The 23,632-nt window shown below is 41.8% G+C and carries 21 protein-coding genes; 4 read left to right on the top strand and 17 right to left on the bottom strand.

What is annotated here, in order from left to right; translation table 11 throughout:
* Nucleotides 1–94 precede the first annotated feature (94 nt).
* Entirely contained in the window at nt 95–1,402 is a 1,308-nt protein-coding gene (locus MKY77_RS18875) for a cytosine permease (protein WP_339147248.1), read from the top strand.
* A 178-nt stretch (nt 1,403–1,580) separates the two neighbouring features.
* Here MKY77_RS18875 and MKY77_RS18880 read toward each other — a convergent pair whose 3' ends face one another.
* Nucleotides 1,581–1,802 (bottom strand): hypothetical protein, encoded by a 222-nt coding sequence (locus MKY77_RS18880; RefSeq protein WP_342515395.1) that lies wholly within the window; start codon nt 1,800–1,802, stop codon nt 1,581–1,583.
* A 114-nt stretch (nt 1,803–1,916) separates the two neighbouring features.
* Here MKY77_RS18880 and MKY77_RS18885 point away from each other — a divergent pair, with 114 nt between their 5' ends.
* A complete protein-coding gene (locus tag MKY77_RS18885; RefSeq protein ID WP_339147251.1) occupies nt 1,917–2,231 on the top strand; it encodes a hypothetical protein in 315 nt (104 codons plus the stop codon).
* Nucleotides 2,232–2,357: 126 nt separating this feature from the next.
* Here MKY77_RS18885 and MKY77_RS18890 read toward each other — a convergent pair whose 3' ends face one another.
* The 9 genes from MKY77_RS18890 to sppA all read right to left on the bottom strand — a co-directional run bounded on the left by MKY77_RS18890 (nt 2,358) and on the right by sppA (nt 11,665).
* On the bottom strand, nt 2,358–3,218 hold the full coding sequence (locus tag MKY77_RS18890; RefSeq protein WP_339147252.1) for an EcsC family protein: 861 nt from the start codon (nt 3,216–3,218) through the stop codon (nt 2,358–2,360).
* A gap of 110 nt (nt 3,219–3,328) precedes the next feature.
* Nucleotides 3,329–4,516 carry an acetate kinase gene (locus tag MKY77_RS18895; protein ID WP_339147253.1) on the bottom strand — a complete coding sequence of 396 codons (1,188 nt, stop codon included), beginning with the start codon at nt 4,514–4,516 and terminating at the stop codon, nt 3,329–3,331.
* 198 nt (nt 4,517–4,714) lie between these two features.
* On the bottom strand, nt 4,715–5,710 hold the full coding sequence (locus MKY77_RS18900; protein WP_339147255.1) for a class I SAM-dependent methyltransferase: 996 nt from the start codon (nt 5,708–5,710) through the stop codon (nt 4,715–4,717).
* Between the two features lie 329 nt (nt 5,711–6,039).
* On the bottom strand, nt 6,040–6,540 hold the full coding sequence (tpx, locus tag MKY77_RS18905) for a thiol peroxidase (protein WP_339147256.1): 501 nt from the start codon (nt 6,538–6,540) through the stop codon (nt 6,040–6,042).
* Between the two features lie 444 nt (nt 6,541–6,984).
* On the bottom strand, nt 6,985–7,467 hold the full coding sequence (gene ytfJ, locus MKY77_RS18910; RefSeq protein WP_339147257.1) for a GerW family sporulation protein: 483 nt from the start codon (nt 7,465–7,467) through the stop codon (nt 6,985–6,987).
* A gap of 388 nt (nt 7,468–7,855) precedes the next feature.
* Nucleotides 7,856–9,133, bottom strand: a complete 1,278-nt coding sequence (locus tag MKY77_RS18915) for an IS110 family transposase (protein ID WP_342515391.1) — start codon at nt 9,131–9,133, stop codon at nt 7,856–7,858.
* Nucleotides 9,134–9,266: 133 nt separating this feature from the next.
* The gene (locus MKY77_RS18920) at nt 9,267–9,971 is read right to left on the bottom strand and encodes a DUF2953 domain-containing protein (protein ID WP_339147258.1); all 705 of its coding nucleotides are present in this window, start codon (nt 9,969–9,971) and stop codon (nt 9,267–9,269) included.
* Between the two features lie 89 nt (nt 9,972–10,060).
* Nucleotides 10,061–10,645 carry an RDD family protein gene (locus MKY77_RS18925; RefSeq protein WP_339147259.1) on the bottom strand — a complete coding sequence of 195 codons (585 nt, stop codon included), beginning with the start codon at nt 10,643–10,645 and terminating at the stop codon, nt 10,061–10,063.
* 9 nt (nt 10,646–10,654) lie between these two features.
* Nucleotides 10,655–11,665: a signal peptide peptidase SppA gene (sppA, locus tag MKY77_RS18930; protein ID WP_339147261.1), complete on the bottom strand. Its 1,011-nt coding sequence runs from the start codon at nt 11,663–11,665 to the stop codon at nt 10,655–10,657.
* A 180-nt stretch (nt 11,666–11,845) separates the two neighbouring features.
* Here sppA and MKY77_RS18935 point away from each other — a divergent pair, with 180 nt between their 5' ends.
* Nucleotides 11,846–12,646: an NAD kinase gene (locus MKY77_RS18935; protein ID WP_339147263.1), complete on the top strand. Its 801-nt coding sequence runs from the start codon at nt 11,846–11,848 to the stop codon at nt 12,644–12,646.
* 128 nt (nt 12,647–12,774) lie between these two features.
* Here MKY77_RS18935 and MKY77_RS18940 read toward each other — a convergent pair whose 3' ends face one another.
* The 5 genes from MKY77_RS18940 to MKY77_RS18960 all read right to left on the bottom strand — a co-directional run bounded on the left by MKY77_RS18940 (nt 12,775) and on the right by MKY77_RS18960 (nt 19,377).
* A complete protein-coding gene (locus MKY77_RS18940) occupies nt 12,775–14,370 on the bottom strand; it encodes an amidohydrolase (RefSeq protein WP_339147264.1) in 1,596 nt (531 codons plus the stop codon).
* Between the two features lie 136 nt (nt 14,371–14,506).
* Nucleotides 14,507–16,093: an acyl--CoA ligase gene (locus tag MKY77_RS18945; protein WP_339147266.1), complete on the bottom strand. Its 1,587-nt coding sequence runs from the start codon at nt 16,091–16,093 to the stop codon at nt 14,507–14,509.
* A gap of 638 nt (nt 16,094–16,731) precedes the next feature.
* Nucleotides 16,732–16,935 carry an alpha/beta-type small acid-soluble spore protein gene (locus tag MKY77_RS18950; RefSeq protein WP_010195477.1) on the bottom strand — a complete coding sequence of 68 codons (204 nt, stop codon included), beginning with the start codon at nt 16,933–16,935 and terminating at the stop codon, nt 16,732–16,734.
* A gap of 91 nt (nt 16,936–17,026) precedes the next feature.
* On the bottom strand, nt 17,027–18,235 hold the full coding sequence (gene thiI, locus MKY77_RS18955) for a tRNA uracil 4-sulfurtransferase ThiI (RefSeq protein ID WP_339147268.1): 1,209 nt from the start codon (nt 18,233–18,235) through the stop codon (nt 17,027–17,029).
* Between the two features lie 5 nt (nt 18,236–18,240).
* Nucleotides 18,241–19,377, bottom strand: coding sequence for a cysteine desulfurase family protein (locus tag MKY77_RS18960; protein WP_339147269.1), 1,137 nt, complete (start codon nt 19,375–19,377; stop codon nt 18,241–18,243).
* Between the two features lie 474 nt (nt 19,378–19,851).
* Here MKY77_RS18960 and brnQ point away from each other — a divergent pair, with 474 nt between their 5' ends.
* Complete coding sequence (gene brnQ, locus MKY77_RS18965) at nt 19,852–21,183, top strand: branched-chain amino acid transport system II carrier protein (protein ID WP_339147270.1); 1,332 nt, start codon at nt 19,852–19,854, stop codon at nt 21,181–21,183.
* Between the two features lie 264 nt (nt 21,184–21,447).
* On the opposite strand, the gene MKY77_RS18970 is transcribed toward brnQ, so the two are convergent.
* The gene (locus MKY77_RS18970) at nt 21,448–21,750 is read right to left on the bottom strand and encodes a hypothetical protein (protein ID WP_339147271.1); all 303 of its coding nucleotides are present in this window, start codon (nt 21,748–21,750) and stop codon (nt 21,448–21,450) included.
* 3 nt (nt 21,751–21,753) lie between these two features.
* On the bottom strand, nt 21,754–23,445 hold the full coding sequence (gene ezrA, locus MKY77_RS18975; protein ID WP_339147272.1) for a septation ring formation regulator EzrA: 1,692 nt from the start codon (nt 23,443–23,445) through the stop codon (nt 21,754–21,756).
* Nucleotides 23,446–23,632: the final 187 nt, after the last annotated feature.

The following is a 23,632-nucleotide window of genomic DNA, read 5'->3' on the forward strand; positions in this document are numbered from 1 at the left end:
TTTCTTGTAATTCCACTAAATTTACAACATATAAGCCGCTAAGATGCGATAAAATGATTGTTAGGTACACGAAAGAAAGGAGCCGACACATCCCATGCCAAAAGCTCAACCCATGATTATGCCCCCTCAAAGCCGGATTGAACGATTCGGTTTAGAAGCAGTTCCACTAGAATTAAGGAAAACAAAATGGTATGAATATACGATCATCCAGATGGCATTTTCCGTGAATGCGGGAAACTTCCTTGTCCCGGCTCTTGCGGTGATCCAAGGGGGGCTTAGTTTTTTCGCAGCATTTCTTTCGACTGTGATTGGAGCAACACTCGCATTTATTTTTGTCTCTTATTTATCATTGCCTGGTGCAGATCGCGGAATCCCTTCGCAATATGCCATCAGGTCCATCATTGGAATAAAAGGATCCAGGTACATTTCCTCTCCCATTCGTACCATCACCTCCCTGTACTGGTTTTCCGTCCAGACGATAGGTGGAACGTTGGTGGTTCAGTTCATTTTGGAGAGGACCTTTCAAATCAATGTCCCGTTTTACATGATTGCCATGCTATTGGCTCTCATCATGAGCGGCCTTGCACTGGTGGGGTTTAATGCAGTAAAGAAAGCAACCAAATATTTTTTGCCACTGCTGATCCTCGGCCAGCTCCTCATGCTTTCCCTTTTATTGAATCATGGAATTACTGGTGGGGGAGTATTCGGAAAAGGTGGGGGGAGCTGGAACCTGCCAATGATGGGATTTTTCGCTAGCCTTGCCTTTGTCCAGTACGTTTCTGGCGTTTCCTCTTCCGCTGACGTTACCCGGTATGCAATTACTTCCAGACAGGGGTTCTGGGGGTTGTTTACAGGAAATGTCTCCGGTTTCATTCTGACAGCATTTTTTGGTGCCTACACAGCCACCTTGACCGGAAACTTAAATCCATTTATCGCAACAAGCGATATGACAAACTCAGGACTATTTACTTTCATCATTCTTGGAGCGGCTATGTTATCGATGATTTCAATTAACTTAAGCAATGCCTATACAGGAGGATTCAGTCTATTGAATTCAGTTCCGGTACTTGGAAGGGTGAAAAGTTCTATCCTTTTTGGTGTTGCAGGAATCCTCTTGTCCCTATCACCTGCCTTGGTAGAGGAGGCTAAACAATACATCTCATGGATTGGAGCATTTGTCATCCCATTATCTGCGGTGATCATCACAGATTTCCTTCTCATTAAAAAGAAGCAGATAGAGCCTAGTGAGGTCCTTCCCTCCTATAACAAATCTGCATTCATCTGCATAGGAATTGGAACCCTGGTTTATTTCTGCTTGCCGGAAAACCTGTCTCCAGGATTCTTAGCTTTCATCATTACCGGAAGCATGTATATGATGGTATGTAAAAATAGTCATAAATAGGTTCCAATAGCGGCACCTGCTTGAAGAGCAGAGACCCAGTTGATCGCAGTGGAAGGCGCGCAGACTCCAGCGGGAGGAAGGGACAGGGGAGACCCCCAAACGTTATGAGGAGGCTCCCGGACCGCCCGCAGGAAAGCGAAGCGCCTGGAACGGAGATCAACACTCGATAAATCATAAATTACTCGTTAGGAGTATGTTGGCTTTCCTCTTCTACAGGCTGGTACGCATTGGAACTATATTGCTCGCCTACCACTCCGCTTGAATATGCATCAGTGATTTGGTTATGCACTTCGTTTACGGCATTATCATCATAAGAGAAAATTTCTTTTGAATCTTTTTTCTTCATCGGTTTTTCCACCTTTCTGGTTAAGTATCCATCATAGTTTGCTTCTAATGGCAAAGATTTAATGGTGGAAAAAATTCCTTTCCTTTTATTTACCTTAGGTATCCATAGAATGTTCGCTGGAGTTATTATACAATGGTGAAAACGGGGAGAAAAAGGAAGGAAGTCGCTATGTTTTCTTTTGTAATGGACCAAAGGCTAGGAATCCCCTTGCCAAAACTTGACCTGGAATGGAATCGATATAATAAAGAAACACAGCAAGATATATTATTGGAATGGGAAAAAATACGCGGGAGAATTCCTGATCGCATCAAAGAACTGGAAGAGCAAATCAATACAAAGCAGGCACAACTGAATGATGAAGCCAATTTTGAACGCTCTTGCCAATTAAACTCAGAGATCGCCGAATATGCAAGCATCATTAATGATCTATGGCTCTGGTACAGAATGAACCAACATGTATCTTCTTCCAAAATACATTCATAAATGCTTAACGGTTGGTGTAAAAATACGTAAAAGCAACAAAGTTTACGAAAATAGCCTATATGAAAAGCGGAGCTCTGTAGGGGAGCCCCGCTTTTTCTTCTTGTCCGAAAACACCTCTGTTGAAATTTAAAACAATTCACATTCGGATTCGTCCAGTTCACCATTTTCGACCATATGCCTCATCATGTAATAATAATGGGAGAACTCCGAGACCTCCTTGGTCCAGTAATAGTTTGTCCCAGCAGCAGTCATCATCCCGAGTAATGGGACATTTTTCACTTTTTTGCGTCCAATAACCGCAACAAATAAGAGTTTAATCAAATGCATCAGAGGCTGTTGCAACCATACTGTTGGATGGTCTTTGTCTGTCAAGACATCAAAATAGTGATCGGTATCCTGGCCGAGTTCACTTTTTAAAGCTTCCCAACGCTCATGCTGATACTTCTTTGGAATCGTGGCACCATAAAACAACTGCAAGGATTTCACCATCTCTACCGGTGTACTTGCCCTATAGCCATAAGACATCGCAACAAGCTGGGTTGTACGGATATTCAGGGCAGCGAAAGCGGGAATATCCATTGCAAGGGCGGAGAACTTTGCGGTACCCGTCATCCCACCTTGTACCACGGCATAAAGCTTTTGCTTGGCAATTTGCTGATCTGCGATAAACGCTTTTTGTGATAAGGGCAATTCCCGAATGTCTTCTATTTTTTCTATTTTTTCATTATAGCTTTGGGCCATCTTGACAATCCGTTCTTCTGCTTGCTGCTGGAAGGAGGATTGCTGAATGATGCCATGTAAATGGAACAGCCATGTGTCAATTTGGGAGAAAAACAATTCCTTCGTTTCGTCTGGCAATAAGTCAAATGCCTTGTCCACCCAAAGATCTAATGTATCAGAAAACTGGGATGGTTCGTATGTATATAGCTTCTCTTCCCACTGTGAAAGTTTATGTTTCCATTGTCCTGTCTGGTTCCTATTAGACACTGTTCTTCCCCTCACTTTTCCAACTGCTAGTTTTCTCCATTATACCATAGCCATTCAGCACAAAAAAATAATCCCCGATCTGTTCAAAAAAACAGGTCGGGGACAATCAATTAAAGAGCTATCTTCATTACGTCTCTAGCAATCATCACTTCTTCATTAGTAGGAATGATGATGACTTTAACTGGGGAGTGTGGATAGTTTATGAACGCTTCTTTTCCGCGAACCTTATTCAATGCAGGGTCCCAGTATACGCCCATGAATTCAAGTCCTTGAAGAACTCTTGCACGGATAACATCACTGTTCTCACCAATACCTGCAGTAAAGATGATCGCATCTACTCCAAACATTCTTGCAGCATAAGAACCGATATATTTATGGATACGGCTAGCGAATACTTCTAATGCCAGTTCTGCACGCTCGTTACCTTCTTTAGCAGCAGATTCAATATCTCGAAGGTCGCTGGAGAATCCAGAAACCCCAAGGATACCACTGCGTTTGTTCAGTACTTCTAAAACTTCGTCCGCTGTTTTCCCTGTTTTCTCCATGATGAATGGAATCAACGCAGGATCAATATTACCGGAACGAGTTCCCATTGCTACACCTGCAAGAGGTGTGAAGCCCATGGAAGTATCAATGGACTTTCCGCCTTCGATGGCAGCGATACTTGCACCGTTACCTAGATGACAAGAAATTAGGCGAAGTTGCTCAACCGGTCTGCCTAACAATTCTGCAGCGCGCTCGGAAACATACTTATGGGACGTACCATGGAAACCGTATTTACGAATGCCATAATCTTCATAGTACTCGTATGGCAGGCTGTAAAGGAAAGATTTTTCCGGCATGGATTGGTGAAATGCCGTATCAAATACCGCAACAGCTGGTACTTTCGGTAAGATCTCTTTGAACGCTTTAATACCTACGATGTTTGCAGGGTTATGAAGTGGCGCTAGTTCTGAAAGCCCCTCTAATTGCCCAAGCACCTCGTCTGTAATCAGCACGGAATCATTGAATTTTTCTCCACCGTGAACCACTCTGTGTCCGATTCCGGTAATTTCATCAAAACTTTGGATAATATCAAGGTCGATCAGTTTTTTCAATAAGATTTTCACTGCTACTCCATGTTCAGGAATGTCTGTGATTTCCGTTACTTTTTCACCGTTCACAGAGATGGTGAAAACAGCATCGTTCAAACCGATACGTTCCACTAATCCCTTTGTAATAACATTTTCACTAGGCATTTCGAACAATTGAAACTTAAGAGAAGAACTCCCTGCATTTATTGCAATAACTTTTGACATGACGATATGTACAACTCCTTTTATATGGTCACACTTGGATGGATGATTAAATGATTTTACACTCTACCTATCTTGTGCAAAGTTCCGTTAATATATATACCTTTTTCATTTAAACACCGTCATACTGCATTTGCAAGAGGCTTCCCTTGATGGTAACGCTTACCTTATATATTCGTTATTTTCTGAAGAATGACATAGTTATTTATTGTTCTTTTGCTCAGAAAACCACTGGTTGATTTGCCCCATGATTTTTTCCATTGCCTGCATGTTAGAGAAGCTTGGCAGGTTTACAAGCAGCGCTTCTTTTGGAGGTTCAATACCAATTCCTTTCTTTTGAAGGACAAGGATGCTTTTTGCATGGTTCTTGTTTTGGAACATCGTTTCCGGAAGCTGTAACATACCTTGTATATACGCTTCCTCTTTTATTAGCGTGTTTACCCTTTTTGACTCCTCTTCCTCAAACATCGAATTTGGCACTAAGAATAAAAGGTGGCCGCCCGGTTTTGTGTAACGCAAGCCTTGTTCTATGAACAGATAATGCGCATAGGAATGTCCTTCTTCTGCTTTTAGCTTGAAGTTAGCTGCATTGTGATCATCTGGATAATAGCCTACCGGTAGATCACTAACAACTACATCAACTGGTTCGACAAACAAGTTGCTTAAACCGTCTTGATTAAATAAACTGATTGCCTGCTCTTGGAGGTTGGCATTATTATAGGCAAGTTTCACTAAAAGGTCGTCCACATCCACACCAAACGCCTCTAACTTTTTGTTGGGCTGGTGGTTAAGGACAGCTGTAAGGAGGTTTCCAGTACCGATTGCAGGGTCCAACATGGTCAGCTGTTGCAAATGTGAGGTGTATTTTCCAACGAGGTATCCCATAAACATGGCGATCGCATCTGGAGTCATTTGATGGTTGGCTTGAACTGCATCCTTCATACCTTTTAGAATGGCAAGCTGAAATCCTTTTCTGATTTCTTCTTTTTGAAGGGAAGTGATAGTTTGTTTCCTGTACTCTTTTTCCAGTCTTCGTTTGGTTACTTCAGAAACCTCTTCTTGGATCACTGCTCCGTGGAAGAGGTTTTCTGCGGTTTCTGCGAGTGCCTCTAGGTATGTACAATCCAGTTCTTCTTGTAGAATTTGTGCTGTTGTATCAAATAAAGTAAATGTATTTTCTAATTTTGTAATGGACATTATGCCACTCCTTTTCTTTTTGGCTACTTGTTGAGGAGGATTTCATTTCGGTTTACTCCTGTTGATTTCCGTTCCAGGCGTTCGCTTATCCTTTGGGCGGTGCCTGAGCTTCCTCACAACGCTTCAGGGGTCTCAACCTACCGCTACCTCCCGCACGGGTCTCACGGGTTGCACTTCTATCAACAGGTAAATTACTTCAACAAGAGAGATCCTACTTATTTTTCGCCAAAATTTCAGTATTCCTATTTTACATGGAGATGGACCAAAAATAAAGCAGACTGCTATTATCACAGTCTGCTCGTCTTGGTGCATTGGTTTTGAGTAAGGAATTATTCTGCAGTTTTTACTGCTTCGATTGCCGCCTCATAATTAGGGTGGTCCGTACCTTCCCCAACATATTCAACGTATGTCACTTTGTCATTGGAGTCCACAACAAACGTGGAGCGGGCAAGAAGGCGTAGCTCTTGCATCAATACGCCGTAAGCTTCACCAAAAGAAGCATCACGGTGGTCAGATACTACTTCCACATTGTCAAGTCCGCTAGCTGCACACCAACGTTTTTGCGCAAAAGGCAAGTCCATGCTGACTGTAATTACTTTTACATTATCAAGCTTAGCTGCCTCTTCGTTGAATTTGCGAGTTTGTTGATCGCATACTCCTGTATCGATGGAAGGTACTACGCTGATCAATTTCTTGAAGCCTTTGTAGTTTTCCAATGTTACTGGAGATAGGTCATTTGCAAGAACGGAGAAGTTTGGAGCCTGGTCTCCCACTTTCACTTCACTTCCGACTAATGTCATTTGGTTCCCTTTGAATGTTACGTTTGCCATGATAATTTCCCTCCTCATTAATATATGTACACTTGTTATAATAGCTATGTTTTGGAAGTTTTGCAATTAATCAAACTTTATTGTTTCGAAGGATAATCGGTGAAATATTTGGTATCCAAGTTGTTTGTCGAAGTGTGTAGAATTCATGATATATCCCCAATTTTCATGATTTCCACCTTTGTTTTCATGTTAAATCCTAAAATTTCATGATATTCCCTTAGTTTTCATGATAAATCCTAAAATTTCATGATATCCCCTTAGTTTTCATGATAAATCCTAAAATTTCATGATATCCACCTTAGTTTTCATGATAAATCCTAAAATTTCATGATATATCCCCAAATTTCATGATATATCCCCAAATTTCATGATATCCCCTTAGTAGTTCTTGACCCAAACCACTGCAACCAAACAAAAAAGCCGACTGCAACGCAGCCGGCAATGTTAGAAGTCCAAGTCCTGCTTATGGTCATTATAAGATTGACTCGATTGACTTCCTTTGTTTTGTTTATTGTTATTCAACATATGCTGGACCTTTTCAACTGCCTGTGGAGCAAGATCCAACAGTCTTTCATAGATACTTGTACTTTCATCGAGGTGTAGCATTTTTACCCCATGGGAATTTACAATCAAGAAAGCGATTGGTGTGATGGAAACCCCGCCCCCACTACCTCCGCCAAAAGGTAGCTTTTGACCTTGGTTCTGTTGGTTGCCGCCACCTCCATCATGTTTATCTGGACCTGATGAACCACCACCGTGGAACTCACTTCCTCCTGCAGCAAATCCGAAGCCAACTTTGGAAACGGTAAGGATGACACTTCCATCCGGGGTTTCTACCGGATCACCGATGATGGTGTTTACATCAATCATATCTTTTAAATTTTCCATTGCAGTCGTCATCAGACTCTTAATAGGATGTTCAGACATATTAATCCTCCCTCTATAAATATTGATATATCAACGGTTTGACCCGTTGGTGGGATGTCAAAAAAATATTTTTCGACATACTCCCTAACAGATATTAATAAATTTGTGATTCTCTTACATTTGGTGGGTACGCTACGCGGTCACTACTGGGTAATGATGGTAAAGTAGTGATCATTGGATATACGATGCACAATGGATCTCTGCGTAGCTTATGATGACGTACCCTCCCATGTCTCTGGGCATCAGTGTGCCTACATTCCTTCGTTCGGTCTAGTCATAAGGCAGAGGCTAGCGAAGCTCCTTTAGGGACTCGAGGTCGAATGGAAAAAATAGTGCCAGCTTCTCCGTGTCATCCTGTTGTCTAGGTCTTTAAAGGGGATGCAGGACTTTACATAGCCTCTGCGAGACTAGGAATATCCCTCATCATTCGCTTTGCGTCAAACGCTTTGTGCTTCGTGCTGATTCCATGGAGAACTTTTAAGAGTTTTCCGCATAGGACCACGATGGATTGCTTCTTGCGTAACGGATTATCCTTACGGTTTGTGTAGTAATCATGGAGCCTTTTAAAAGCTTCATTATGGCGAATCATCGGCATCATCACTCGGAATAGGAGGGAACGAAGCTTTCTTCTGCCCCTTTTGGAGATTCGCTTTTGTCCTTTGTGCTGGCCGGAGGAATTTTCCCGTAATGTCAATCCCGCGAGTTTGATTAGTTGGCGTGGATCTTCATAGTGAGAAAAGCTTCCGATTTCAGCTAGTAAATCGACAATCGTGGTATCTCCAAGTCCAGGAACCGTTGAGAGCCATTCGTATTCTACTGATGTTTGGATAAGTTCAACCAGGTGCTGCGTAATGCTTTCAATCTCTTGTTCTAACTGGTGGTAACGGCGAACGAGTGTGGCAATTTCCATACGGGCCATCTCCCGTCCTTCTGTTACCCCGATCGAGTCTGAAGCGAGTTCTATCAGTCGTATGGCTTTCGGCCTTTGGGGGGATTTGAGCCCCTCGACCTTACGGTAAAGTGCCAATACTTCATCCGGTTGTTTCTGATGAAGATCGGCCGGAAATGGTGTGCACTCCAGGACAGCCATTGCCATCTTTCCGAATGTCGGAAAGACCTGGGTGAACTCAGGAAAATAGCGATCCAGCCAGCGAATGACCATGTTTTTGACGGCACCCAGTTCCTCTGTCAACTTGCTTCTGAACGTTGAACCCACACGGAGTTCAGCCTCCACATCCTTTAGGATACGAGGATAACTGAAGCGTCCATCTTTAATCAGGCGAGCGATAACTAACGCATCTTTACGGTCATGTTTGGTTGGCAAGTTGTCATCCAATTCTTTTGACCGCTTAACGTGCATAGGATTGGTCATCACCAGGGGAATGCCTCGTTCCTCAAGGAAATAGGCTAGATTAAGCCAGTAATGGCCGGTAGGTTCAATCCCGACAATGACCTCCGTCTTTTCGTATTCTTTCATGGCAGCCAAAATACGCTCGTAAAAACGATCAAAACCGTCGCTAGACTGTAATACCGAAAAAGATTTTTGAAGCACACGCCCACGGTCATCGACAAAGCAGGCGAAGTGTTTCCGCTTTGCAATATCGATTCCGACTACAAGTGTATTTTCGGTGACTTGATTTATCTTCTGATTTTGTTTAAAATCCATGTTGGAGTCCTCCTTGGTTACCTAAGTTAGGGGTCAATTCGGTGCACGATTTGACACCCCGTATCATACCAAGAGGGCTCTTTTTTGTTCAAGTCCCCGAAAATCCTTCTAACAGGAATGCTCCTTTATTCTTTTACATGGATTCGTGCTTATCCTCTTTGGACAACAAGGATAACGGGCGGGTTTTGAATTTTGGTCTGCCGCCCTTCCAATATTTAACGATTCTTATACCTGCCAACATAGCATGCCCGATTCGAAATCGAAACATACACTTTATTAGAGTTTGGGATACAGTTTGTTGGAAGTAGGGTGTGATGGAAAGAATCGGATGAGCCTTAAAGGCGGTGTAGTCACTTAAAATACCAACAACTCCCCCTTTAATCGACCAACCAACTCCTACAATCATTCCAGTGTGCGCAGCATCCCCTAATCCAATATTGCTATGCCATTCCAACTGTTTTACTTCCATTCTTGCCATCATTCTGCGAACTATTTCATGCATGCCCACAACATGTCGAACAAGTTCATACGTATCTTGAAAGCTCTGCCAAATCTCTTTAGGAGAGAAGTTTTTCTCCTTCTTTTTCCCCTGGGACGTATCTCCTGCTCCCATCTTGGTTTTTTCCTCGACGTGGATAGATGCGGTGTCCGTGTCCACGCTAATCAGTGGCACGTCAATGGTATACCGCAACAATCCAAACCATGCACTCAGTTTCACTGTCATCTGATCATCGTTGTCCAGCTGATGATGGAAATAAAATTGAATGGTAATCCTTGTGACAAGAACCACAATCAAGAGAATAAGTATGATGGCTACGATAATACTGGTCCAAATCACGTTTTCACAACCTTTCTTCCCTCTTCCATTATCTCCGAGCAGAAAAAAAATAAACCTGCGGACCATTTGCGGTCCGCAGGTTTTATTCCTTAATTCTCATGTATGACAGTAGTGTCTGCGATAAAGTCGTGCACTCCCTGTTTTTTGCTCGTAAAAGCGGCAACAAGAAAAACGATATACGTTAATGGGAAATAGAACAAGGCAATGTAACGCCCTACTCCTTCCCTGAACAAAATACTTTTCCATGACAAATGGTCATGCTTCAAGTCTATTACTTTCAACCCAAACACCATTTTGCCCAGTGTTTGTTTGAAATATTTCGTCATTAAAATGAAGTATCCATACAAAATGATAGTTGTAGCGATTGATGCCGGTGAAAATATGAAACTCTGGCTCTCTGGTATGCCCAATAACCTAAATAACGGAAATACCACAATCGCACCTATGCTCCATACAATCAATAAATCTAATAGGAACGCCCATAACCTCATCCAGAATCCTGCATAACGGTAAGTAGGAACCCCAGCCCTATCAGATGCCGCCAGGATGTGGTCTCCTTCTGTTTCCAATGATGTTCTGCTTTCCACTAATCTAGATTCTTCATGGGGTAGAAGTGCATCTTCCTGCTCTATTTTCTCGTAATCACTTTCTTTATTCGGCTCTTCTCTCATCATATTCCCCTCCTACTCTGCATACAAGTACATCAGTCTTGGAGAATTAGGTTGATTGATCAGTCTTGCTAACATCTGCATCTCTGACTCTGGCTTTAATAAGGATTGAACATTCATACTGAATAAAGAGCCCCATCCGAGGTTTTCTGTATATTGAACCACCTGGACATTCCCCATATCATTGTCATTCTTCATCGCATCGATGACATCCTCAAAGTAGCCAAGCTCATCCACAATATTAATGTCCTTTGCCTGTTTCCCATCATAGATTCTTCCGTCTGCGAAGTTACGTACTTCCGCCTCGCTCATCCCTCTTCCTTCAGCAATAACCTCCACAAACTGGTTATACATATTGTCTACCATGGATTGAAGGATTTCGCGTTCCTCTTCTGACATATCCTTTGTCGGGGACATGATGTCTTTATATGGACCGCTTTTGATGGTTTCAAATTTCACTCCATAGTTCTCAGCAAGCTCTTTATAATTGATTCCCTGCATAATGACTCCAATGGAACCAGTAATCGTTTCACGTGATGCAAAGATTTTGTCAGCAGGAGCAGCTATATAATACCCTCCTGAAGCAGCCATCGTGCCCATGGAAATATAGATTGGCTTTTCTGTTTCTTCCTTGATTTCCACCAATCGCTTATGTATCTCTGCACTCTCTGACACTCCGCCACCTGGGGAATTCACTCGGACAATGATCCCTTGTACGGAATTATCTTCCTTTGCCTGATCTAACATTCTTAAAAACTGACGATGATTGTAGCCCGGTGATTGAAAGATGGAAGTAACATCACTTCCGGTATCTTGAATAACACCGTTCACTTCCAAAACAAGTATCTTTCGATTTGGACTTCCATCCTGAATTATTTCTTCAATAAATTCTGCTTCGCCCCCGAAAATACTGGAAAATGACTCAGATGTGGAGCTTTCGGCTGGCCTTGTCGCTATGCTAGTGATGATGGATACAAAAAATAACAATGCCGCTATTCCTAACGCGGCCCAACGCTTTCCGTTCATATTCAAACCTCCTAGTTGTTCGTACAGTACCTATACGTTAAATGGTTTTAAAAAGTTTCATCAAAATGATAAACTTATCACAATATAGAATTGTACTAAAATTCTTTCCAAAAGGGTAATATTTTCTGGATATTTTTTGTTAGGATTCCAATATTTATTATAATTAAGGAGGAAATAAGGATGACAGAACGCCGTAAAATATTTTTCTTTTATAAAAGAGAAGAAGAATTGGTGGCCAAGGTTGCAAAGCTTGAGCAATTGGCTGAACAAAATAACTTCGAAATTCTAAATGATTATCAACATGCCAACATCATTGTGGCAGTCGGTGGAGATGGTACATTCCTGCAGGCGGTACAAAAAACAGGCTTCAAAGAGGACTGCCTCTATGCCGGCATCAATACCGGAGACACGTCTAGCTTCTATTGCGACTTCCATATTGATGATACGGATAAGATGGTCGAAGCCATGACCTTTGAGCAAATTGAGGTCAGAAAGTATCCTACCATTGAAGTATCCATTGATGGTGTGTCAAAGTTCCAATGTTTGAACGAATGCTCAATCCGATCTGCCATTATCAAAACATTCGCTATTGATGTCTACATAGATGATCTCCACTTTGAAACATTCCGCGGGGATGGGATGATCGTATCTACGCCTACAGGCAGTACGGCATATAATAAATCCGTACAAGGGGCCGTCGTTGATCCGATGTTGCCATGCTTTCAAGTGAGTGAGTTGGCATCCATCAATAATAACAGTTACAGGACGCTTGGATCGCCATTCATCATGGCCGGTGCAAGAAAACTTACATTGAAAGTGATACAAGACGGCAACGATTATCCTACAATAGGAATTGATAATGAGGCTCTTAGCATCAAGCATGTCGAGCGTTTGGATATTCAATTGACTGACAGAAAAATTAAGACCGTTAAGCTGAAGGATAATTCCTTTTGGGAGAAGGTTAAGAGGACTTTCTTATAGGCTAAAATTCTTGGGGGCTTGACACATTATTGGTAATCGGAGGACATTGAAGGTATAAGTGTCCCCCGGTTACCTTTTTCTTTTTTATAGGCTCTTTTTAAAGAATTGTTGCTATTCACCAGTATCAGTCAGTCTTCTCTTATATACATCACCGTGCCGTCAATAATAGTCATGGTGACATTTGCCTTCAAAATATCTTCTTGTCTTGCTTGGAACAAATCGGTATCAAGGACAGTAAAATCGGCATAATAACCTTTTTCAATGACGCCTTGTTTATGTTCCTCGGAAATTGCTTGAGCACTTCCCTTTGTAAAGAGTCCTATTGCCTCGTACATGGATAGGCACTGTTCAGCTTGGTAGACCGTTTTCTCCGGGTCACCAGGGGTTTGCCTTGTAACAGCAGCGTGGATGCCAAGAAGCGGGTCTACCGGTTCGATAGGCGCATCAGAGCCACCAGCACAAATTAATCCTTCGTCCAATAACGTTTTCCAGGCATACGAGTAGTTCAATCTTTCTTCCCCTAAGCGCTCAATAATCCATGGGAAGTCTGTTGCCACAAAGCGTGGTTGAATATCGAGTATTAATGGAAGCTGTTTTGCCCTTTCTATCAGATCACTGGTCAAAATTTGGGCATGGATCAACCTATCCCGCTCTCCTACAGGTGCAGGATGCTTTTCTATTGCATTCAGCATATATTCAAATGCAAGATCTCCAATGGTGTGGACGGCCACCGTCATGCCATATTCCCTCGCCTTTTTAACCAGGTTTTCTAGTTGAGTCGGGGTATGAATGGCCACACCGGATGTTTCCGGGGCATCATTATATGGACGGCTCAATAGGGCTGTTCTGCCTCCTAATGCCCCATCTGCAAAAATCTTCATAGAGCCAAGGGTAATATATCCGGTTGAATCTTTATACCGATGCCCTTCTTCATGCATATCATCCACCACTTCATGATGCACCAAGAGATGAGCCCGGTATTTAAAGCCGTCCCGTTCAATTAAGTTTTGAAAGGCTCCATAAGTCTTCGTAAAACTACCATAATAGCTTAAATCCTCACTATGACTTCCAACGAGTCCAAGGCGGACGCAATCTTGTATCGAGGTCTTCAGAGCATGATAAAGGTAGTTCTCACTTGCTTTTGGTATCATTTTTTTCACTAATTCCTGTGCCTGATCAAGAAGATAGCCTGTCGGTTCCCCATTTATATCCTTAACAATCACACCACCTGGAGGATTTTCTGTAGCCTTAGTGACGCCTGCGAGTACCAGAGCCCTTGTATTGACCAAGACAGCATGCCTGCAAACCCTCGATAAAATCATAGGGTGAGAAGACGTAATTTCATCGAGTTCCGTTCTATGGAATATTTTACGGTCGACAAAATTATTCTCGTTCCATCCCTCCCCGAAAATCCATTCGCCTTCCGGAGTTTCTTGAACTTTTTTTAGGAGTGCCTCCTTAACATCTTGAGAAGAGGTATATGTGGATAGATCGAGACGAAGCAGCTTTTCCCCATGCCCTATCAGGTGCATATGGCTGTCTGTGAAGCCTGGGTACATTACTGCCCCTTTGATATCTTGTTTGTTTGCATCCGGGTATGTAGCGAAAAGATTTTCCCTGGATCCTATATTTTTAATGAGTCCATTTTCTGTATAGACGGCCTCCACCGTTTCCATTTCTGCCTTCATTGTATAGATTGTTCCACCGTACCAGATTTCTCCCATGTGATTTTTCTCCTTCTTTTTGTAAAATTACTATCAGAGTATCATTTGTTAAGGTCATGCACAAAAAAATTGCATTAAAAAAGGCAGGTTAGGTGGAGCCAAGGAATCGTGTCCCCACCAGCCTGCCTTAATTGATTTATTTTGCCCCTTGGGCTAATTCCTGCTGCCTTAATTCTATTCTTCTTATTTTACCTGAAGTGGTTTTCGGAAGTTCTGTCACATACTCAATTTTCCTTGGATATTTATATGGTGCCGTCAGTTCTTTGACATGCTCCTGAAGCAGCTTCGTCAGTTTTGCTTCCTCTTGGTCCACTCCATCCTGAAGGACGACAAACGCCTTCACCACATTCCCCCTGATTTCATCTGGACTTGCCACTACCGCACACTCACGTACCAACGGATGTTTTACTAATGCATCTTCCACTTCAAAAGGCCCAATGGTATATCCTGAGCTGATAATGATATCATCGCTTCTACCTTCAAACCAAAAATATCCGTCCTCATCCTTTTTGGCCTTGTCACCTGTAATATAGTAATCTCCTCTAAACTGTCTAGAAGTACGCTCCGGATCTTTGAAGTAGTGCTTAAATAAGGCTGGCGTCTCTACATGGACTGCAATGTCCCCTACTTCCCCGACAGCACACTCTTCTGCATCCTCATTGATTATTGTCACCCTGTTACCAGGTGTGGGTTTCCCCATCGATCCCGATTTGATCTCCATTCCCTTTAACACTCCAAGCAAAAGTGTGTTTTCAGTTTGTCCGTATCCATCCCGTACATCTACTTGGAAATGCTTGCGGAATGTCTCAATGACTTCACGGTTCAATGGTTCACCAGCTGAAACAGCACTATGAAGGTGCGGGAGCTGATAGGCATTCAAGTTATCCACTTTCGCCATTAAACGATATTCTGTTGGTGTGCAACACAGGACATTAACTTCATATTTCTCCAATAGCTTCAAATACGTGTTCGGATCGAATTTGCCATGATAGACAAATCCCGTTGCTCCTGAACCAAGTGTAGATAAGAAAGGACTCCAAATCCATTTCTGCCAGCCAGGGCTAGCTGTTGCCCAGACCACATCATTGTCTTCAATCCCCAACCAATTCTTAGATGTCGTGCGAAGGTGTGCGTAAGCCCATCCATGCGTGTGGACGACCCCTTTCGGATTACCAGTTGTTCCGGATGTATAGGATAGGAATGCCATATCATCTTTGGAAGTTGAAGCGAATTCCAGTTCATCGGATTGTTTTTCCATCGCTTCGTGAAGGTTTGTCCACCCTTTTTCTGCTATTCCTCCAACACTGAATCTTACCAGGTTGCTTACTTCTTCCAGTTTATCTGCCTGTTCCACGAACGGTTGATATGTAATGATTCCCTTCACATCTCCGTGCTCAATACGATAGGCCAAATCCTTTTCCCTTAGCATTTCAGAGCATGGAATCACAACAATTCCCGCTTTTAGCGCTCCAAGGTACACTTGATAAGAATCTATCAACCTTGGCATCATGACAAGGACTACATCCCCTTTTTTCAGTCCTTCCGAAAGTAAAGTGTTTCCAATTTTATTTGCAGCTTTCATTAACTCTTGATAAGTTACTTGTTCTTTCTCCCCTTGCTCACTTTCCCAGATCAGGGCAAGCTTTTCACTACCATTTGTGTACTTTTCCACTTCTTCAACCAGATTGTACTTTTGCGGTGCTAAAAGTTCTTCTCTTTTCATATGAAGTCATCCCCTTTGTAATAGTACTACCTCCATCTTACAAAATTTTTAAAATAATTTGAATTGTTTTGCAGGATTTTCTTAGAAAAACGGGATTTCCTATTAAAGACAAAGTAGTTCTGCGTAAGGGAGATAGGATTTTTAAGCAATGACCGAAGTTTTGCTGATCTTGTCCGAAGATTTTGGATTCAAGTCCAAAGATTCAGCATTATTGACCGAAGTTTTTTTAAGTTGTTCAAAACACATTTTTAGCCAAACCTACTCACCTCTGGTCCAAACAGTCACTTCCAATTGTCCTAACCCCCTTAAAAAAGGCAAAGAAGGTCCGAACTCATCCAAAGATTGTCCGAACGATTTTACCCATGTTTAAAATGAACAGGTTTCTTTAGTTTTGCTCGATTTTTTCAGGTTAACCAGCCCATCGATTACGATTAAACTAAAAACACCTTCATTAAAGAAGGTGCCTTAAGAGTTTACTGCTCATTCGATTTTTCAGCATGCTTTGGCTCATTACGACGTTTTCTGCCTTGTTTCTTCTGCTGTTTTTCTACTTGATTTTGCTCTTTCATTAAATAGCACCTCCAAGATAAGAATAGAAGAAAGGTGGGGTTTCCCCCACCTCGTAGCCATTTTATATATTATTTTTGGTAACCACCGCTGAAGCTTTGTTCAGCCATTTGAACTAAGCGTTTAGTGATTTCTCCACCAACGGAACCGTTAGCGCGAGCAGTTGCATCAGGACCAAGTTGAACTCCGAATTCAGAAGCGATTTCGTATTTCATTTGGTCAAGAGCTTGTTGTACACCAGGTACAACTAGTTGGTTTGAACTGTTGTTTGCCATGTGTTTTCACCTCCTTGTGAATATAGAATGTGTCAAAACACATGGCATCATTCATGTTTTAAAAATGGTAATTCTTCACAGCTTCCTACTTTTAAAACAAATCATTGATAATGTTGTCTTCTTCTTTCTTTTTGCCTGTAATTAGCAGTTTCTCCGTACGTTCTACAGCATCGTCTACCATTTTATCGATATCAAAAAAGCTCTCGTAAAAATTGATTTTTTCCTTTTTTGGCTTCGTTTTTGGAGCGGATGGAGTAAAAATGGTACAGCAGTCTTCATAAGGTCTATTGGAAATTTCCAATGTATCAATCTTCCTTGCGATATCCATGATTTCAATTTTGTCCATGGTGATCAATGGCCTGATGATGGGAGTTGAAGTGACCTCATTGATGGTGGACATGCTTTGCAGTGTTTGGCTTGCCACCTGCCCAAGACTCTCCCCGGTGATGATGGCAAGTCCTTGTTCTTTTTCTCGTATTTTATCAGCGATCTTCAACATGAACCTTCTTGTGGAAGTCATGGTGTAGTTTTCAGGCACCTGCTTTTGAATGGCAACTTGAATGTCTGTAAATGGCACGATATGCAGGTTGATGGAGTGCCCAAAGTCTGTAAGTCTTTCTGTCAGTTCGACCACTTTCTGTTTTGCACGTTCACTTGTATAAGGCGGACTGAAGAAATGTACAACCTCCAGTCTAATGCCGCGTTTCATTGCCAAATACCCGGCTACAGGGCTATCAATTCCACCAGAAAGCATGAGTACACCCGTTCCACTTGTTCCAACAGGAAGCCCACCTGCCCCCATGATATCTTTACAGGTAACATAGGTCGCTTCCTCTCGGACTTCGACTCTGACATTGATGTCGGGCTGTTTAACATTGACCGTTAAATCTTCTGTATTACGCAATAGGTGTGACCCGATGGCATGGTTGAGTTCATTTGTATCAAGCTCAAAATTCTTATAGGCGCGCTTAGCCGTGACCTTGAAGGTCTTCCCTTTATAAGGTAACGCCTTAAGAGCAAACAAAGCACCATCCTTCATGCTTTCGATTTCCGTTTTTGTTTTAACAGCCAAACTGAAAGAATGGATGCCAAAAATGCTTTGAAGGCGGTCAATGATTGGTTCATGCGGCTCGCCATTCAATTTGATGAACATTCTGTCCCTGCTTTTTTCAATGCTTATTTCAGGAAAATCCTTTATCTTTTCAAGTATGTTATAGCTGAGTCGTTGGACAAACTGCTTTCTGTTTCTTCCTTTGGTGGATAGTTCACCAAACCGGATTAATATATGATCATAATTCATGTTCTTTACCTCGTTACATCTTTTATAGTAATAATTGCATCTTCCAGTTCATGAAGAAATGTTAGAATTTCCTGCTTGGTTGTATGATAAGTCATGCTCACCCTAATCGCGCTTTCTGCCTTTTCCCTGGAAACACCCATTGCCATCAATGTCTTACTTGGCGCTCTTCGTTTTGAAGAGCAAGCAGAAGTGGTGGAAACGAATACCTTCTTTGTTCCAAGTGCATGTACCAACACTTCTGACTTGATGCCAGGTACTGAAAAGTTAATGATATGCGGAGCGGAATGAGTTTCTGGCGTATGAAGGAACACACCATCCATTTTCTTCAACTCATGTATACAGAAATTCTTCAATGCCTGCATTTCCGATCGGCTGTTCTCACCTTTTTCCACTGTCATCCTAAGTGCCTTGGTCATTGCCACAATTCCAGCAACATTCTCGGTTCCCGAACGCAATGTCCATTCCTGATTTCCCCCACTAAGGATCGGGTGGAGTTTCACCCCACTTTTAGCGATGAGGATCCCATTTCCTTTCAGGCCATGAAATTTGTGGGCTGAAAGGGAGCAAAGATCGATGTTTTCCATATTTAATGTAACTTTCCCAATTCCCTGTATGTGGTCTACATGGAAGGTTACTTGTGGATAGTTTGCAAGGAGTTCACCGATTTCTTTTACGGGTTGAATGACTCCCGTCTCATTATTCACGTGAATAATGGAGATAAGGACTGTTTCTTTCCTTATTGCATCCTCCACTTGTTCGGTGGAGATCCTTCCATCCTTATCAACAGGCAAGATCGTAACGTCAAACCCTTCCGCCTCTAAATCCTTTATCGCATTGCTGACAGATGGATGTTCTACTGACGTAGTGATAATATGGTTCCCCATGCTTTTTTTACTAAGAGCGCTTCCTTTAATTGCAAGGTTATTGCTCTCGGTTCCGCCAGATGTGAAAATGACTTCCTTATGAGAAACATTCAAAATAGAAGCAATGGTCTCACGGGATCGGTGCAGCAGCTTCTCCGCCTCTCCTCCCATCGAATGGATGGAGGAAGGATTTCCGTAATAATCCGTTGAAACCGTCAGAAATGAATTAAGTACTTCTTTATATGGTTTTGTTGTTGCGCTATTGTCTAAATAAATCATGTCATCCTCCGTTTTTATATGAGGAATAATAGAATTCGTCAAATATAGATAGATAAAATTTTATTCTAAGCGAATATTAATGTTAGCATACTTTATATTCGTGGAAAAGATAAGCGGATTTAATAAAAGATGAATCCTCCCTGTAGATTGTAGTGCAAGGTGTGAGACTCAGGCTGGAGGTAGAGGTAGGTTGAGAACCCGGAAGCGTTGTGAGAAGGCTCAAACACCTCCCCGCAGAAAGCGAACACCTGGAACGAAAATCTACAGGAGTTTAAAGAGTTCATCTACCATTGTAAAAAGAAATTACAGGAAATTAGCACTTTTCCCTTTCAACTCTTGTTTAGACATGTTAAACTAATAAATGTTTTTCTAATATATTGAATTGTTGAACTTTTATGTTATTCGACAAATTTCATCAAAATTATGATAGGATGAAAACGTATTCATTTCATTTTCTCATCAGGAGGATTATTCATGCAAAGAAAATATACAAATAAGGATATATTGGTATTGGGGCTTATGCTTTTTGCCTTATTCCTTGGAGCAGGGAATATGATCTTCCCTCCATTACTTGGACAGGCAGCCGGAGAAAACGTTGGCATGTCCGTCATCGGATTCCTGATAACCGGGGTGGGGCTTCCACTTCTCGGAGTAATGGCAATTGCTTACACCGGAGGCGACCTCCAAACGCTTGCCAATCGCGTAAACCCAATTTTCGGAATTATTTTTACTATCATCATGTACTTGGCGATCGGGCCATTCTTTGGAATTCCACGTACAGGGACCGTGGCATTTGAAATAGGAGCAACGCCATTTCTGCCTGAAACGGTAAACCCACAGGGCTGGGCGCTATTTCTCTTCACCATTTTATTCTTTGCGATAACATATTATTTAGCTCTTAATCCTACAAAGCTAGTGGATCGAATCGGAAAAATCCTTACTCCTATTTTATTGACGGTTATTGGGATTCTGGTTGTAAAAAGCATTGTCACACCAATGGGGGCTATCGGTGCCCCATCGGAAGGGTACCAAAGTTCCCCGTTCTTTAAAGGGTTCCTTGAAGGCTATCTGACAATGGACACCATTGCAGCTCTAGTTTTCGGAATTGTTGTAATTTCGGCAATTAAAGATAAAGGTGTAACCGATAAAAAGACAATTACTTCTCTTTGCTTAAAAGCTGGCTTCATTGCTGCTATCGGTCTGACTATCGTTTATGCAGGCCTGTCCTATCTTGGTGCAACGAGTGTTGACGCAATCGGGGCAGCAGGAAATGGTGGCCAAATCCTTTCAGGGTCCGCTAATTATCTGTTCGGATCCATCGGTGCAGTCATTCTTGGCCTGGCAATTACATTTGCTTGCTTGACTACCTCTGTTGGATTGGTTTCTGCGACAAGTAAATTCTTTTCCAAAATTATGCCATCCGTATCCTATAAAGCGTTTGTTGCGATTTTAAGTATCTTCAGTTTAATCGTCTCAAACGTCGGACTGGAACAGCTGATTGCGTTCTCATTACCGGTATTAATCATGATCTATCCTTTAGCGATTGTGTTGATTCTTTTATCCTTCTATCGATGGAGAAATGAATCCTACGTTTATGGGTTTGCGCTTTTATTCACAGGGATTGTAAGTTTTGTGGACGGCTTGGCTATTGCTGACATCAACATTACTTTCCTACAAGATATCTTCAGTTTCCTTCCATTATACAGTGAAGGTGTTGGCTGGTTGATACCTGCCATCATCGGGGCGCTTATTGGAATGTTGGTCGGTGCTTTGACTACGAAACAATCAAAAGAGAGCATTGCTTAATAACAAGCATTTAACAACGCTGTCCAAAGGTCGATGATACTTTGACCTATGGGCAGTTTTTTTATGCTCTACGGAATATATGAACTGTCAGGAATTTAAATGGGTATTTTGAATAATTGGAGCTTTTTTTTGTTTAATTGAGCGATTTATTTGATTAATTCACCTACTTCTATGAACAATTGCCCTATGTTCCTCCTTTAACTGGGGCACAAAAAAAACATCGCGGAAGTATTAATTCTACTTTCCACGATGTTTTTTCGAATTCTATTCTATATATTCTTCAATAAGAGATAGCAGACGGTCGATGCCTATCCCACCTTTTCCGATATTCCATTCTTTCACCATTTCCTCCGTAAGGCCTTCATGGACATTGGATTTTTCCGGAGGACTCTCTTCCTGCAGTTCATCTTCAGGAATCTCCAATTCTTCCACTGCTGGTGACTTGGCCGTCAATGCTGGTTTGGACCCACTTTCTTGAAGTGATGTAATGACAGTGAACCATGTAAGGCCCCCTATGATAAGGAGAAGGGAAACGAATGCATATGGTACGTACTTAAAGTACTTCACCTGCTAACTCTCCTTATCTAAAATCTTTTCAATTTTCTTCATGACGCCCGGTTCCACCTTTTCCAAAGATGTTGCAGCTTCTTCCAAAGCGTTCTTATATTCGTAATTTCTAAACAACTGCTCTGCCTCTACCAAGCTTTCATGAACCGAAGGATGCTTGCTGCGATATCTATTTCCATATTGAATGACGCTTTCTGCTAGATAAGCATGGTCTAGGATTTCCAATGCTTCCCCATGGCATTTCTCCACACTTGCCACAGCTTGATGCAGGATGGCATTAACATCCACTATATTCAATGGCTTTTCTTCTAGCTTATCCATCACTTCTTTCAACTGATCGTTAGCTAAGGATAAATCTTGATAGACGTTTTTTGGCAACCCTGGGATATTACTTTTTTCAATGGAACGCTTTACTTCAAATAACATCCTTCTTAAAGAATTCAACTGATCTCTTGCTGCCATTTCGTCTTTTCGTAAAGCCATCAAAATATCCATATACTGTTGATGAATTCCCTGAAGAGAATTTATCTGTTCACAAATATCCTCCAGCTCTTCTTTCAGGATGGTGAAGGCAATGGTCTGTTCTTTCAGATGACCACTCAGCTTTTCATAACGATCATTAAGTGCTAGCATTGATTCTTCAATCTTGCGTTGCGTCTGAATGTCCTCTTCTTGAAGCTGATAGCTTTCCTGTACCATATAGGTTTCCTGTCTTGTCTTCTCGCTTGCGGAAGATAAGGCGGTAAGAATTGCTTCAACAGCCGGAAGCTCCTTGACGACAAAATGCTTTGCCAGGACTTCCTTCTCTATTTGATCGTATAGCTCGTCCATTTCTGCTTTAATAACCTCAATACCTTCTTTTGCTTCCATAGCTTTCGTTTCCATCAGAAGCTTGGAAGTCTGTTTCATCTTATCTTGTAGACCTGTTAGACTCTCCTCAAGATTAACGTGATCTAGGATATATCCTTCTGCCAACATTTCGTTGTAACCTGTCTCCACTTCGGCAAGCTGACTTGGAATCACGGACTGGCAGTCTATCAGAAGGCCTGGAATATGCTCTAATTTCACTTCAAAGCCTGACAGTTCTATTTCGATTTTAGTAATCAACTCTCTGGCAACCAAGTAGTTACCATTGGATATTGCCTCATTGAATTCTACGAAGAGTTGCTCGATCTGTTCCAATTCTTTTTCCAATAAAGGCGTAGTACTTCCGTATTGATGACGTTGATTTAAAAGCTGTTTCTTTAAGCCGGCATACTTTCCTTCCAGCTTTTCGTTTTGCTCCACACTCTTTGCCTGGCTACCTATCAAATCATCCAGTTCATCATAAATGGATTTAATTTTAATTTCGATATCACGCAATTTGTCATCTGCTATCGACAATATTTCTTTGGCTTTTTTAAATCGGTATTTGTCCACATAATCTTCTGCATCAAAAAGATATTCCTCGATGCTAACAAGCTCTGTAGACAAGATATCATCCCACTGATAACGCCAGTTCTCGAACAATTCCTCCGTCTGGCCAGTCATATTCAAATCTTTCACTTTGGAAAGCTCTTCGGATACGGGCTTGTTCATGATAGAAACTTTCCACGTTTCCAGTCGATCCACTTCTTCATAAATCTTCTTTCTTCTTAAATAGCTTACACTGATAAATATAACTACTAGTGCTAAAATCCCAATGATTATTTCCATGCCTAGTCCCCTTCTACCCGGATGGTGGTTCCTGTCTTCTATGTTTATATTAATAAGGTTCGAATAAAAAAATGGCTATTCTTCCGTTGAAGAATGTATGTATGAAAATGGGTAAATGGGTCGTTGTGTATATCTGCCCCATTTTATTTATATTTGAATGTTTTTATGATACCATGTAAACGACATT

Source organism: Sutcliffiella sp. FSL R7-0096 (assembly GCF_038595065.1).
In the GTDB taxonomy this organism is placed as follows: Bacteria; Bacillota; Bacilli; order Bacillales; family Bacillaceae_I; genus Sutcliffiella_A.